12 protein-coding genes are annotated in these 13,049 nt (G+C 66.5%); 3 read left to right on the top strand and 9 right to left on the bottom strand.

Annotated features, from left to right (window positions below):
* Nucleotides 1–13: 13 nt before the first annotated feature.
* Both dapC and fdxA read right to left on the bottom strand, forming a co-directional pair.
* Nucleotides 14–1,153, bottom strand: a complete 1,140-nt coding sequence (dapC, locus tag R5O87_RS21260) for a succinyldiaminopimelate transaminase (protein ID WP_410553935.1) — start codon at nucleotides 1,151–1,153, stop codon at nucleotides 14–16.
* An 11-nt stretch (nucleotides 1,154–1,164) separates the two neighbouring features.
* Nucleotides 1,165–1,491, bottom strand: a complete 327-nt coding sequence (gene fdxA, locus R5O87_RS21255) for a ferredoxin (protein ID WP_026265673.1) — start codon at nucleotides 1,489–1,491, stop codon at nucleotides 1,165–1,167.
* Nucleotides 1,492–1,645: 154 nt separating this feature from the next.
* On the opposite strand from fdxA, the gene R5O87_RS21250 reads away from it, so the two are divergent.
* Nucleotides 1,646–1,888, top strand: coding sequence for a putative acetyltransferase (locus tag R5O87_RS21250; RefSeq protein WP_410553934.1), 243 nt, complete (start codon nucleotides 1,646–1,648; stop codon nucleotides 1,886–1,888).
* Here R5O87_RS21250 and R5O87_RS21245 read toward each other — a convergent pair.
* Nucleotides 1,885–3,222: an MFS transporter gene (locus R5O87_RS21245; protein ID WP_410553933.1), complete on the bottom strand. Its 1,338-nt coding sequence runs from the start codon at nucleotides 3,220–3,222 to the stop codon at nucleotides 1,885–1,887. The two genes, R5O87_RS21250 and R5O87_RS21245, sit on opposite strands and share 4 nt — an antisense overlap.
* Before the next feature lie 63 nt (nucleotides 3,223–3,285).
* Between R5O87_RS21245 and R5O87_RS21240 the strand changes: the two genes are divergently transcribed.
* Nucleotides 3,286–3,795: a helix-turn-helix domain-containing protein gene (locus tag R5O87_RS21240; protein ID WP_410553932.1), complete on the top strand. Its 510-nt coding sequence runs from the start codon at nucleotides 3,286–3,288 to the stop codon at nucleotides 3,793–3,795.
* A 19-nt stretch (nucleotides 3,796–3,814) separates the two neighbouring features.
* Here R5O87_RS21240 and R5O87_RS21235 read toward each other — a convergent pair whose 3' ends face one another.
* Together R5O87_RS21235 and typA are read right to left on the bottom strand one after the other, a co-directional pair.
* Nucleotides 3,815–4,183 (bottom strand): hypothetical protein, encoded by a 369-nt coding sequence (locus R5O87_RS21235; protein ID WP_410553931.1) that lies wholly within the window; start codon nucleotides 4,181–4,183, stop codon nucleotides 3,815–3,817.
* 28 nt (nucleotides 4,184–4,211) lie between these two features.
* A complete protein-coding gene (gene typA, locus R5O87_RS21230) occupies nucleotides 4,212–6,140 on the bottom strand; it encodes a translational GTPase TypA (RefSeq protein ID WP_410553930.1) in 1,929 nt (642 codons plus the stop codon).
* A 273-nt stretch (nucleotides 6,141–6,413) separates the two neighbouring features.
* On the opposite strand from typA, the gene R5O87_RS21225 reads away from it, so the two are divergent.
* Entirely contained in the window at nucleotides 6,414–7,259 is an 846-nt protein-coding gene (locus R5O87_RS21225) for an SGNH/GDSL hydrolase family protein (RefSeq protein WP_410553929.1), read from the top strand.
* Nucleotides 7,260–7,379: 120 nt separating this feature from the next.
* Here the strand turns inward: R5O87_RS21225 and R5O87_RS21220 are convergent, their stop codons facing one another.
* From R5O87_RS21220 to R5O87_RS21205, 4 genes are all read right to left on the bottom strand, one after another.
* Complete coding sequence (locus R5O87_RS21220) at nucleotides 7,380–9,197, bottom strand: dipeptide ABC transporter ATP-binding protein (RefSeq protein WP_410553928.1); 1,818 nt, start codon at nucleotides 9,195–9,197, stop codon at nucleotides 7,380–7,382.
* An 11-nt stretch (nucleotides 9,198–9,208) separates the two neighbouring features.
* The gene (locus tag R5O87_RS21215) at nucleotides 9,209–10,159 is read right to left on the bottom strand and encodes an ABC transporter permease (RefSeq protein ID WP_410553927.1); all 951 of its coding nucleotides are present in this window, start codon (nucleotides 10,157–10,159) and stop codon (nucleotides 9,209–9,211) included.
* Nucleotides 10,149–11,078 (bottom strand): ABC transporter permease, encoded by a 930-nt coding sequence (locus tag R5O87_RS21210; protein ID WP_410553926.1) that lies wholly within the window; start codon nucleotides 11,076–11,078, stop codon nucleotides 10,149–10,151. The genes R5O87_RS21215 and R5O87_RS21210 overlap by 11 nt, the downstream gene beginning before the upstream one ends.
* 129 nt (nucleotides 11,079–11,207) lie before the next feature.
* Complete coding sequence (locus R5O87_RS21205) at nucleotides 11,208–12,893, bottom strand: peptide ABC transporter substrate-binding protein (RefSeq protein WP_410553925.1); 1,686 nt, start codon at nucleotides 12,891–12,893, stop codon at nucleotides 11,208–11,210.
* Nucleotides 12,894–13,049 lie beyond the last annotated feature (156 nt).

Below are 13,049 nucleotides of genomic sequence, written 5' to 3'. Positions count from 1 at the left end.
CCGGGAAACCCGCCTAGGCCAGGCGGGCCACCGCGGCGTCGATCCGTTCGTCGGTTCCGGTCAGTGCCACGCGCACATAGCCGTGGCCGGCCTCGCCGTAGAACACGCCGGGACCCACCACGATTCCCCGCTCCGCCAGGCGTGCCACGGTGTCCCAGGTGGCTTCGCCCGCGGTGCACCAGAGGTACAGCCCGGCGGCGGATTCGTGCAGCGTCAGCCCGAAGGACTCCAGCGCCGGCAGGAGCCGCTCCCGCCGCCCGCGGTACAGGTCCTTCTGCGCCAGGACGTGCGCGTCGTCGCCGAGGGCCACGCGCATGGCTTCCTGCACCGGGTACGGCACGATCATGCCGGCGTGCTTGCGGCTGTTGACGAGGTTGGCCATCAGGGCAGCATCGCCGGCGACGAAGGCCGCCCGGTAGCCGGCCAGATTGGACTGCTTGCTCAGCGAGTACACGGCGAGGAGCCCGTCGTGCGAGGCGCCGGCGACGCGCGGATCGAGGATGCTCGGAACAGGCTGCCCGCCGCGCTGCAGGTCCCACTCCCCCCAGCCCAGCTCGGCGTAGCATTCATCGGAGGCCACCAGCGCGCCGATTTCGCGGGCCTGGTCCACGATCTTCTTCAGCGAAGCGGCGTCGCGGACGCTGCCGGTGGGGTTGCCCGGGGAGTTGACCCACACCAGGCGGACCTTGGCCCGGGTGGCCGGGTCCAGTTCATCGAGGTCGTCGGCCGCCACCGCAGTGGCCCCGGCGAACGTGGCCCCGATGTCGTAGGTGGGGTAGGCCACCGTGGGACGGACGACGACGTCGCCAGGCTTGAGGCCCAGCAGGAACGGCAGCCACGCCACGAGTTCCTTCGAACCCACGGTGGGCATGACGGCGAGGGGATCGAGGCCTTCCACGCCGCGGCGGCGGGCGAACCAGCCGGCGATGGCTTCCCGGAGTGCGGGCGTGCCGTGAACGGTGGGGTAACCGGGCGCATCCGCGGCCGCCTTCAGGGCGTCCTGGATGACCGGCGGCGTGGGATCCACGGGGGTGCCGATGGAAAGGTTGACCACGCCACCCGGGTGTTCAGCCGCTTTGGCGAGGTACGGCGCCATCGCTTCCCACGGGTAGTCGGGCAGGCTTAGGCCGAAACTGCGCACAGCTGTAGTCACGAACGGTCCGCCTAGTGGTCCTGGTTCTGCGGCGGGAGCGCTGCAATCATCGGGTGGTCCTTGCCGGTGTTGCCCACCTTGGCGGCGCCGCCCGGGGAGCCGAGGTCGTCAAAGAACTCGACGTTGGCCTTGTAGTAGTCGGCCCATTCCTCGGGGGTGTCGTCCTCGTAGTAGATGGCTTCCACAGGGCAGACGGGCTCGCAGGCGCCGCAGTCGACGCACTCATCGGGATGGATATAGAGGGAGCGTTCGCCTTCGTAGATGCAATCGACGGGGCACTCCTCAATGCATGCCTTGTCCTTAACATCTACACACGGCTGCGCGATTACGTACGTCACGTCCCTTGCCTCTCCACGTTGATTCCCGGCGCCTGGCCGGTTGCTGCATCCGGCCTGCATGCCGGGCTGTCCACTTCAGAGCCTATTATCTCCCACGCCCGTCCCGCGAACGAAGCGGGCGCGTCACACTCCGGACGCGTCATACGATGGACGGGTGAGCCCGACACCACCAACACCCCGGCAGTTCCTGTCCGCAGCCCCGGCCGGAACACGCGTGGTGGTGCGGTACAGGATCGACGGCGGTTTTACGGACGCGCTGGGAGACCTCCTTGAGTGCGGCGAAAGTGAGTGCACCGTACGGACCCGGAGTTCCGACGTCGGCATTCCGCTGGACCTGGTGGTTGCCGCCAAACAGGTGCCGCCGGCGCCCCCGCGGCGAGGTTCACGGCGGGCCTAGGCCCTGTCCCTTCCCTCCAGGGCACCGTCATCCAGCGAGTCGTCATCCTGGCTTCCCTCCGCCTGCACCTCGTCCGGAAGCGTCCGCATCCTTCGGAGCGGGGAGAACAGGACCGGGGCGGTGGCCAGGAGGCTGCCGGCCGCTCCGATCAGGATGGTGGGCACCAGGCCGAGGTGTTCGCCCAGGTAGCCGGAGGCCAGGGCAGCCAGCGGCATCACGCCCCAGACCGCAAACCGGATGGAGGCGTTCATGCGGCCGAGCAGCCGCGGCGGGCAGACCCGCTGGCGCATGGTCAGCTGCATGATGTTGTACACCAGCACACTGAAGCCAAACCCGAACTCCGAGACCAGCAGCAGGGCCAGCGAGGCCCCCGGCTGGGAAACGGCCGCAGCGAGCGGAACCAGCAGCAGAAAGACCGAACTGACCACGGCACACACGGGAATCACTGTGCCCTCGCCGATCCGGGCGGCGAGCCGCGGCGCGGCCACTGCGCCCAGGAGTCCGCCCGCTGCGCCAACGGTCATGATGATGCCCATGCCCTGCGGCCCCAGCCCGAGGGTGCGCAAGACCAGAACCGGCATCAGCGTGTAGATCAGCATGCCCGAAAAGTTCATTCCGCCAGTGCAGGCCGCGATCCGGCTGATGAGCGGATGCCGGACCACAAAAGTGAGGCCTTCCCGTATTTCGACCGGCAGGGGGCGCCGTGCGGCCACGGGAACACGCGCCTCTGAGTCGCGGGTCCGTGCCAGGAACAGCGCGGAGAGCAGGTAACCGGCGGCTTCACCCAGGAACAAGATGGGGGCCGACACGACTGTCAGCAGCGCACCGCCGGCGGCGGGTCCGCCGATGCGCGCGATCTGGGCCGTCGACTCCAGCTTTGAGTTTGCCTCCCTCACCTGCGGGGACGCCACCAGGACCGGAACATAACTCTGGTAGGCGACGTCGAAGAACACAGTAGCCGTCCCCACGATCCCCGCGACCAGGTAGAGATGCCAGATCTCCAGGCTGCCGCTCCACCACAGGACCGGCACCGCGGCCATGGCGGCCATCCGCACCAGGTCGCCGGTGATCATGGTCCTGCGCTTCAGCCAACGGTCAACCCACGCCCCGGCCGGCAGACCGACTGCCAGGAAGGCCGCCAGGCCGGCGGCGTTCAGCACCCCCACTTCGAATTCCGAGGCCGAAAGCAGGGTGACAGCGAGCACCGGGAGCGCCAACTGGCCCAGCTGCGCGCCGAACTGCCCCAGGGCCTGCCCGGCCCAGAAGGTGGCGAAGTTCGGGTCCCGCCACAGCGGTCCTGATGCTGGATCCGCGGCAGTGGGTTCGGCAGGCACGGCTTCAGTTTCGGCGAGCGATTGACATATGTCAATCGCTTATTGATCGTTACACTTGCGTCTATGAACCACCCGCCGGAGAGCGACGACGCAGACCTGGTGGCCAAGGGCCGCGCGCTGAGTTCGCCGCTGCGGCTAAGGATTCTTCGGCTGTGCCTGCACCAGTCCCGGACCAACAAGGAAATCGCCGACCTGCTCGGCCTCAATCCGGCCTCCAGCCTCCACCACGTCCGGACCCTGGTCCGGACCGGGTTCCTGCTGGCCGAGGAACGCCGGAAGGGCCGGCGCGGCGCTACCGAGGTGCCCTACATCGCCAGCCGCAAGTCGTGGACCACGCCGGTGGACAACGTCTCGCCGATCCTCATCGAGACGTTCCTGCAGGAGACCCGGGACCTCCCCCCTGAGGACATCGAAGTGTGGCGGCTCGGCGTGAAGTTCAACGCCGCGCGCCGGGAGGAAATGCTGGGCAAGCTTCGCGCCGTCGTCGAGGAGTACATGGCCCTTCCCGCAGACGACGACGGCGAGGCCACCTCGCTGATGATCGCCCACCACCGGGACCCGACGGCTGACTAGGGCCGGCAACCCGGCCGGGCTACCGGCGGTACCGCCGGCACCAGGCGAGCATGGCGACGGTGACCACCACGATCCCGTAGACCCAGATACCCCCGGCCAGGTCCCCCGCGATCAGCCGCTTGCCGGACTCCATTCCGGACCACCAGCCGGCCAAGGCGTAACAGAGCACGCCGCACACCGCCGTCGGAATCAATGTCCGGAAGGCCGCCCCGAGGAACAGCTGGAGCGATGCCAGGAGCAGCAGCGCCGCAACGGCACCCAACGGCAGCGCGGGACCGATGGCGGCGAACTCCTGGCGGTGCAGTGCGGTCCCGGCGAGGGCAGCAAAAAGAGCTGCCGGCACAGCGGCGGCCAGGCCGCCTGCCATGCCGGCAGCTCTTCTGTTCACGATGTCAGTTCCCTGCGGGAGGGAGCCGTTATGCCTTGGCGCGGGCGCGGTTGGCCTTGGCACGCTCGTTGGAATCGAGGATGACCTTGCGGATCCGGATGTCCTCCGGCGTGACCTCGACGCACTCGTCTTCGCGGGCGAATTCGAGGGACTCTTCGAGGGTGAGCTCACGCGGCGGGGTGAGGTTCTCAAAGCTGTCGGAGGAAGCCGCACGCATGTTGGTGAGCTTCTTTTCCTTCGTGATGTTCACGTCCATGTCGTCTGCGCGGGAGTTTTCGCCCACGATCATGCCTTCGTAGACCTCGGAGGTCGGCTTGACGAAGAAGGAACCGCGTTCCTGCAGGTTGATCATGGCGAACGGGGTCACCACGCCGGCGCGGTCGGCCACCATGGAACCGTTGGTGCGGTATTCGATGGGGCCGGCCCAGGGCTCGTAACCCTCGGCGATGGAGGCGGCGATGCCGGCGCCGCGGGTGTCCGTGAGGAACTTGGTGCGGAAGCCGATCAGGCCTCGGGCCGGAACGATGAATTCCATGCGGCACCAGCCGGTGCCGTGGTTGGCCATGTTGGTCATGCGGCCCTTGCGGGCGGCCATGAGCTGGGTGACGGCGCCGAGGTACTCTTCGGGCACGTCGATGGTCATGTGCTCCATCGGCTCATTGACCTTACCGTCGATGGTCTTGGTGACCACCTGGGGCTTGCCGACGGTGAGCTCGAAGCCTTCACGCCGCATCTGCTCCACGAGGATGGCCAGCGCGAGCTCGCCACGGCCCTGGACTTCCCAGGCGTCCGGACGCTCGGTGGGGAGAACCTTGATGGAGACGTTACCGATCAGTTCCTTGTCCAGGCGGTCCTTCACCTGGCGGGCCGTGACCTTGGCGCCCTTGACCTTGCCGGCCAGCGGGGAGGTGTTGATACCGATGGTCATCGAGATCGCGGGATCGTCGACGGTGATAAGCGGCAGCGGCTGGGGGTTCTCGACGTCGGTCAGGGTCTCGCCGATGGTGATTTCCTCGATGCCGGCGACGGCGACGATCTCGCCCGGGCCGGCGGACTCGGCCGGTACGCGCTCGAGGGCCTTGGTGGCGAGGAGTTCGGTGATCTTCACAGTCTTGAGCTCGCCGTTGGCGCGGGCCCAGGCAACCTGCTGGCCCTTGCGGAGCGTGCCGTTGTAGATGCGCAGCAGGGCGAGGCGGCCCAGGAACGGGGAGGCGTCCAGGTTGGTGACATGCGCCTGCAGGACACCTTCCGGGTTGTAGGTCGGTGCCGGGATGTGCTCGATGATGGCGCTAAAGAGCGGCTCGAGGTCCTCGTTCTCCGGAGCGGTGCCGTCGGCCGGCTGCTCGAGGGAGGCGCGGCCCACCTTGGCGGCGGCGTAGACCACCGGGACGTTGAGGATCTTGTCCAGGTCAAGGTCGGGAACCTCGTCGGCGAGGTCGGAGGCCAGGCCCAGGAGCAGGTCCATGGACTCGTGGACAACCTCGTCGATGCGGGCGTCGGGGCGGTCGGTCTTGTTGACCAGGAGGATCACCGGCAGGTGCGCGGCGAGGGCCTTGCGGAGGACGAAGCGGGTCTGGGGCAGCGGGCCCTCAGAGGCATCCACGAGCAGAACGACGCCGTCCACCATGGACAGACCGCGCTCCACCTCGCCGCCGAAGTCGGCGTGGCCGGGGGTGTCGATGACGTTGATGGTGATGGTTTCGCCGTTGGAGGACGGTCCGTTGTAGGCCACCGTGGTGTTCTTGGCCAGGATGGTGATGCCCTTTTCGCGCTCCAGGTCACCGGAGTCCATGACGCGGTCTTCGAGGTGGTTGTGCTCGGCAAAGGAGTTGGTCTGCTTGAGCATGGCGTCCACAAGGGTGGTTTTGCCGTGGTCAACGTGGGCCACAATCGCGACGTTGCGCAGGTCACTGCGAACTGCAGTTGCTACCGCGGTGTTGGTGGTGGTTTCAGACATGCGTTATTGCTCGATTCAGTGGTGAAGTCAGCTGTTGTATCGCGACATTTCCAACCGGAACGCACGACGGATCAGACCCTTAACACAGGGCACCTACTGCCAGTCTAAACGCTCCGCCATTTATTGGCCTAAAACGGCCACCCTCCCCCACCCCGGGCCCGTTACCAAATCGTGAATCCAACGGGGCGTCATGTGAGCAAAATCACTGGCTTTTCCGAAAGTGATCCACCACTATTGGCTAGACCACTTTTCGAACAGGCCAGGAGTCCACGGATGTTACAAGCCTCGACGCGGGCCCTCCTGATCGGCCCGGTCATCGCCGCCAGCGTCTTTTTGGCGGGCTGCGGCGCCGCGACGGAGCCCGCCTCCGGAACCGGAACGGCCGCGGTCCCGCGCGCCGCCGCCCCGGTGGCCGCCCCCGGTGAGGCCGTGGCTGCCGGCTCGGCGGTCGTGAGCGACCTGGGGGCCGCTGTCGACCCCGCCAGCCTTCCGGCCGGAGCGCTGTACCGCAATCCGGCCAATGGCCGCAACGAGGTCATCGTGGGCAACATCGCCCACACAGCGCTGCTGATCGGTGACTCGCAGTCCGAGCCGCAGGCCAGCTGGCCGCGGCGTGCCCTCGCGGGGCTGGGCTATGACGTCTTCTTCTGCGGCAAGGGCGGCACCGGCTTCGTCGCGTCCAACGGCACCACCGGTAACTACGTCGATGCCCTGCAGCGCGGCGACTGGCACCTGCCCTACGGCTTCCCCCCGCTGGTGCTCATCGAGGGCGGCGGAAACGATGCGAAGCAAGGGGCGAGCGACGAGCAGATCGCGGCCAATGCAGACCGGCTCATCACGACGATCAAGCAGCGGTATCCAGGCGCGAAGCTGGCCATGGTGGGAACCCTGGGCAAGGGAGCGGACCACGGCGGCGCCCGGCGCGCCGAGGTTGACGCCCTGCTGGGGACCGTCGCCGCGGACCACGGCATTCCGTTCGTCAGTGTCGGGGACTGGCTCACCCGGTACGGGCTGGAGTCGCAGCTCAAGGACAGCGTCCACATGAACGGCGAAGGGCACCGGGCCCTGGGGGCGCTGCTCGGTGACAGGCTCGCCGAACTCGGTCTCGCCCTGTCCTAGCTTGCGTCTGGGGGGCGGTGCCCTTAACCAGGATTGCCCTTAAACAGCAGGGGCCGGTATCCACCGCGGGTGGATACCGGCCCCTGCTGTTTGGGCGCTCTGCGTCTTTGGCGCTTTGGGCTACGCCGTTGCGACTTCCGGGGGAAGCATCAGGCTGGCGCCGGGGATGGCGTTGAGCAGGGCCTTCGTGTACTCCTGCTGCGGGGCGTCGAAAACGTCGTCCGTCGCGCCGGTTTCCACGAGCCTGCCCTTCTCCATCACGCAGACGTGGTCGGCGATCTGCCGGACCACCGCGAGGTCGTGGGTGATGAACAGGTATGTCAGCCCCAGGTTGGCCTGCAGGTCCGCGAGCAGGTTCAGCACCTGCGCCTGCACCAGCACATCCAGCGCGGACACCGCCTCGTCGCAGATGATGACCTCCGGATCAAGAGCCAGGGCACGGGCAATCGCAACGCGCTGGCGCTGGCCGCCGGAGAGCTCGTTCGGGTACCGCTGCATGGTGGACTGCGGCAGCGCCACCTGGTCCAGGAGCTCGCGTACCTTCTTTTCGCGGCTTGCCCTGTTGCCCACCTTGTGGGTCCGCAGGGGCTCCTCGATGGTCCGGAAGATGTTGTACATCGGGTCAAGGGAACCGTAGGGGTCCTGGAAGATCGGCTGCACACGCCGGCGGAAGGCAAAGATCTCCCTGCTGTTCAGCGTGGCAGTATCCACGCCGTCGAACACGATCCGGCCGGACGTCGGCGGCAGCAGGTTCAGCACCATCTGAGCCACCGTGGACTTGCCGGAGCCGGACTCGCCCACGATCGCCGTCGTGGTGCCGCGCTTCACGCCGAAGGACACGGAGTCCACCGCCGTAAAGTCAGCGGACCGCCCGAAGCCGGACCGCATTTTGAAGACCTTGCTGAGGTTCTCGACGCGCAGGACCTCGGCGGGCTTGTCCTGACCCTGATTTTCCTGGTGCTCCCTGTCCTCGTGCCGGGCAGCGGTCCCGGCGAAGACCAACCCGGAGGCCGCCCCGGACGGCGCCCCGGACGGGGCCCCGGACGGCGCCCCGGACGGGGCAAGAAGATCCTCGGACTCCACGCCCAGCTCCTTGGCCGCCTGGATACGGCGGGAGGCGAGGGAGGGTGCCGAGGCGACCAGCCGCTGCGTGTACGGGTGACGCGGATTTCGCAGCAGGTCCAGGGACGGACCCGCCTCCACCACGTTGCCCCGGTACATCACCACCACCTTGTCGGCGCGCTCTGCGGCAAGGCCCAGGTCGTGGGTGATGAGCAGCACGGACGTGCCAAGCTCGGCGGTCATCTTCCCGAGGTGGTCCAGGATCTGCCGCTGGACCGTGACGTCCAGGGCCGAGGTCGGCTCATCGGCGATGAGCAGCCGCGGCTGGCAGGACAGGCCAATGGCGATCAGCGCCCGCTGGCGCATGCCGCCGGAGAACTCGTGCGGGTACTGCTTGGCCCGCCGGCGTGCATCCGGAAGCCCTGCCTCGGCAAGGACCCTGGCGACGTCGTCGGGTCCGTCGGGGCGGCCGTTCGCCCGCAGCGTTTCGCGGACCTGGTAGCCGATTTTCCACACCGGGTTCAGGTTGGACATCGGGTCCTGCGGAACCATGCCGATGGTGTTGCCGCGGAGTTCGATCATGCGCTTCTCCGGCGCCCCGGCGATGTCCTCGCCGTCGAGCAGGATCTGGCCACCGGACACCCTGCCGTTGGCGGGCAGCAGGCCGATGGCCGCGAGCGCCGTCGTCGATTTTCCGGAACCGGACTCGCCCACGATGGCGACCGTCTCCCCCGGCATGATGGTCAGGTGTGCGTTGCGCACCGCCTGGACCTCGCCGCCGCTGGTGGCGAAGGAAATGGCGAGGTCCCTGATTTCCAGCAGGGGCTTCACCTCCGCTGCACCCGCTTCGCTGAGGCTGATCTTGGAAGTTGTCATGTGGGGCACCTTCATCGTTGACGGCTCTTCGGGTCGAGTGCATCGCGGAGGGCGTCGCCCAGCATGATGAAGCTCAGCACGGTAATGGACAGCGCCGTTGCGGGATACAGCAGGACGGCGGGATTGGTCCGCAGCGAGGACTGGGCCGCGGCGATGTCGTTGCCCCAGGACATGACGCTGCCGGGCAGGCCGATGCCCAGGAAGGACAGGGTGGCCTCGGCGACGATGAACACACCCAGTTCCATGGTGGCGAGCACGATGATGGGGGCAAGGGCGTTCGGCAGGACGTGCCGGAGCAGGGATCCCATCCTGGACACACCCAGGGAACGCGCCGCTGTCACAAAGTCGGCGTTCCGCACCTCGATGACGGCACCGCGGGTGATGCGGGCCATTTGCGGCCACGCCAGCAGCACGATCACCATGACCACTGTCCAGACGCTCTTGTTGTCCTTGAAGAAGGGCAGCTGCGTGATCACGAGCGCGCCCAGGACGAGCGGCAGGGCGAAGAAGATGTCGCCGAGCCGGGCAATGACGGCGTCGAGCCAGCCGCCAAAGAAGCCGGCCAGCGCGCCGAGCGTCACGCCGATGATCAGCACGAAAATAACTGACAGCACGCCCACCGACAGCGACGCCTGCGTTCCATGGATGACGCGCGAGAACACATCGCAGCCCTGGAAGGTGTAGCCGAACGGGTGGCCGGCCTGCGGCGCCCCGTCGGAGAACTGCAGGTCACAGTTGTCATTGGGCGCAACCTGGGTGAAAAGGCCCGGGAAGAGCGCGATGACCACCAGCAGCACGATCAGCAGTGATGACACGATAAACAGAGGGCGGCGGCGCAGCTTCCGCCACGCCTCGGCCCACAGGCTCAGGGGCGCCTGGTCCATCTTGACGGAGTCGGTGGCGAGCAGCGGGGTTTCGTCGATGGGTGCGACGTAGTGCTCTGCCTGGTAGTTACTTGTCATAGCGAATCCTTGGATCGAGCCAGGCGTAGAGCAGGTCCACCAGCAGGTTCGCCACCACGAAGATGAGCACGAACACGCTGACGATCGCGACGATCGTGGGGCCCTCGCTGCGCAGGATGGCCTGGTACAGCTTTTGCCCGACGCCCGGAACGTTGAAGATGCCCTCGGTGACGATGGCCCCGCCCATCAGGGCGCCCAGGTTGGCGCCGAGGTAGGTGGCCACGGGAATCATCGAGTTGCGCAGGATGTGCGCCAGGACCACGCGGGGCCGTGAAAGGCCCTTGGCCGTGGCGGTCCGGACGTAGTCGGCGTTCATGTTTTCGATCACGGACGCCCGGGTGAGCCGCAGGACATAGGCGAAGGACACCAGGCCCAGGACGAACGCCGGGAGCAGCAGCGTGCCCCAGGAGACGTCGGATCCCACCGTGGGTTTGGCCCAGCCCAGCTGCACGCCGACCACCAGCTGCAGCACGAAGCCGAGCACGAACGTCGGGATGGCGATCACCACCAGCGAGGCGATGAGCACGGTGGAATCGAAGAGCTTGCCCTTGCGCAGGCCGGCGAAGAGGCCCGCGGCCACGCCGAAGACGCCCTGGATGACGAGGGCTTCGATGGCCAGCATCGCCGTCACCGGGAAGACCCGGCCCAGGGTGGCGGCGATGGGCTGCCCGGTGAAGTCGTTGCCGAGGTTGAAGGTAAAGAGGTTCTTCAGGAACAGTCCGTACTGGACCCAGAACGGTTCATCAAGGTTGTACTGCTGCCGCAGTGCAGCGATGACGGCAGGGTTGGGCTGCCGGTCGCCGAACAGGGCGGCGATGGGGTCGCCGGGGAGGGCGAACACCATGTAATAGACGAGCAGCGTGGTTCCGACAAAGACGGGAATCACCTGCAGCAACCGGCGGAGGACGTACTGGATCACAGCAGTTCCTCCCCGGGGAATGGAAATTGGGGATTCATGGGGCAGCTTTCATGCTGGTTCACAGCACATGGGGGCCCGGCATCCTGGGCCGGACCCCCATGTGCTGACTGATGTGGGTGGTTCCAGGGACTACTTGGCGGTGATGTTGTAGTACTGGAGCACGCCGTTCCAGCCGCTGTCCACGTTGGTGACGTTCTGGCTCCACACGGCCTGGCGGGCCTGGTACCAGAGGGGCAGGTTGGGCAGGTCCTTGAAAAGAACCTCCTGTGCCTGGCTGAACTTCTTGTTGGCGTCGTCGGTGGACTTCGCGCCCAGGCCTTCCGTGAGGAGCTTGTCGAACTCAGGGTTGGAGTAGCCCTCGTAGTTCGAGCTTGAGCCGGTCTTCAGGAGCGGGCCGAGGAAGTTGTACAGGGACGGGTAGTCCGCCTGCCATCCTGCTCGGGTCAGGCCGGGCAGGGTCTTGGACTTGCGCAGGTTCAGGATTTCGGCGAACTTCGCGAACGGCTGGCCCTCGGCCTGGATGCCGAGGTTGTTCTTGATGTTGTTGGCTACCGCGTCGATCCATTCCTTGTTGCCGCCGTCGGTGTTGTAGGCCAGCTGCAGCGGCTTTGAGGCGTCATAGGGCTTGATGGCCTCAGCCTTGGCCCACAGGTCCTTGGCCTTGGCGGCGTCGAACTTCAGGAACTCCGAGCCGGCAACGTTTTCGTTGTAGCCGTCGATGACAGGGGCGGTGAAGTCCTTCGCCGGGATGCGGGTTCCGTTGAAGATCACCTTCGTGATTTCGTCACGGTTGATGGCCATGGACAGCGCCTGGCGGCGCAGCTTGCCGGCCGCACCCTGGAAGTTGGGGTTGTAGACCGGGATGTTCAGCGTGGCGTTGCCGGCGTAGGCCTTGTTCAGGTGGTTTTCCGGGAAGTCGGTCTCGTAGGTCCGCAGCGCGTTGGTGGGAAGCACATCCGTCACATCGAGGTTGTTGGCCTGGATGTCCGTGTAGGCGGGGCCCGGATCGGTGTAGAACTTGAAGGTCACGCCGCCGTTCTTGGCCGCACGGGGACCGCTGTAGTCCGCGTTCTTGACCAGCGAGATGGACTGGTCGTGGACCCAGGCGCCTTCCTTGGCGAGCTTGTATGGTCCGTTGCCCACGGGGTTTTCACCGAATTTCTTCGGGTCCTTCATTGCCTCGGACGGCAGCGGGTAGAACGCCGAGTAGCCGAGACGCAGCGGCCAGTCGGCCTCAGGCTGGCTGAGCTTGACCTGGATCGTGGAGTCGTCCTTGAGGACGAGGCCGGACATGGTCTTGGCGGTGGGGGCCGGGACGTCCTTTTCCTTGCCGTCGGCGCCCTTCTCGGTCTTGACGGCGCTGACGTCGGCGTAGCCTTCGATCGACTCGAAGAACGTGCCGTTGTTCTGCAGGTTGGTGCTCAGCGCCGCGAAGTTCCAGGCGTCAACGAAGCTCTTGGCCGTGACTGCCTCGCCGTTGGTGAACTTGGTGCCGGTCTTGACCTTGATGGTGTAGTTCTGGCCGTCCGGGGACTCGATGGATTCCGCCAGCGCGTTGACTGGCTTGCCGTTGGCGTCGTAGGCGCGGAGGCCTTCGTACAGCAGCTCCACGACGCGGCCGCCGTAGACCTCGTTGGTGTTGGCCGGCAGCAGCGCGTTCTGCGGCTCGTTGCTGTAGGCAGTGATGACTTTGTTGGGATCTCCGGCAGCGCTGCCGGAACCGTTGCTGGTGCCGCCTCCGGCACCGCAAGCGGACAGGGCGAGGGCGGCGATGGCCACCATGCCCAATGCTTTGGAAGTGCGCGCAAAACGCATTCCGCCTCCTAGGAGTTGTGGGAGAGATTGGTGGGGACTCAGGTGTATCCCCGAAGCCCGGATCACAGAAGGTCGTCTGTGACGTGGGCAACACAAGCATGAAGCCTAACCGCAAAGCGTCCAGATAGTGATACGCCGTTGCCAAACCGTAACCGG

The sequence above is a fragment of the Arthrobacter globiformis genome (genome assembly GCF_046536215.2).
Taxonomy (GTDB): Bacteria; Actinomycetota; Actinomycetes; order Actinomycetales; family Micrococcaceae; genus Arthrobacter; species Arthrobacter globiformis_E.
This window is presented reverse-complemented; position numbering and strand designations above follow the sequence as displayed.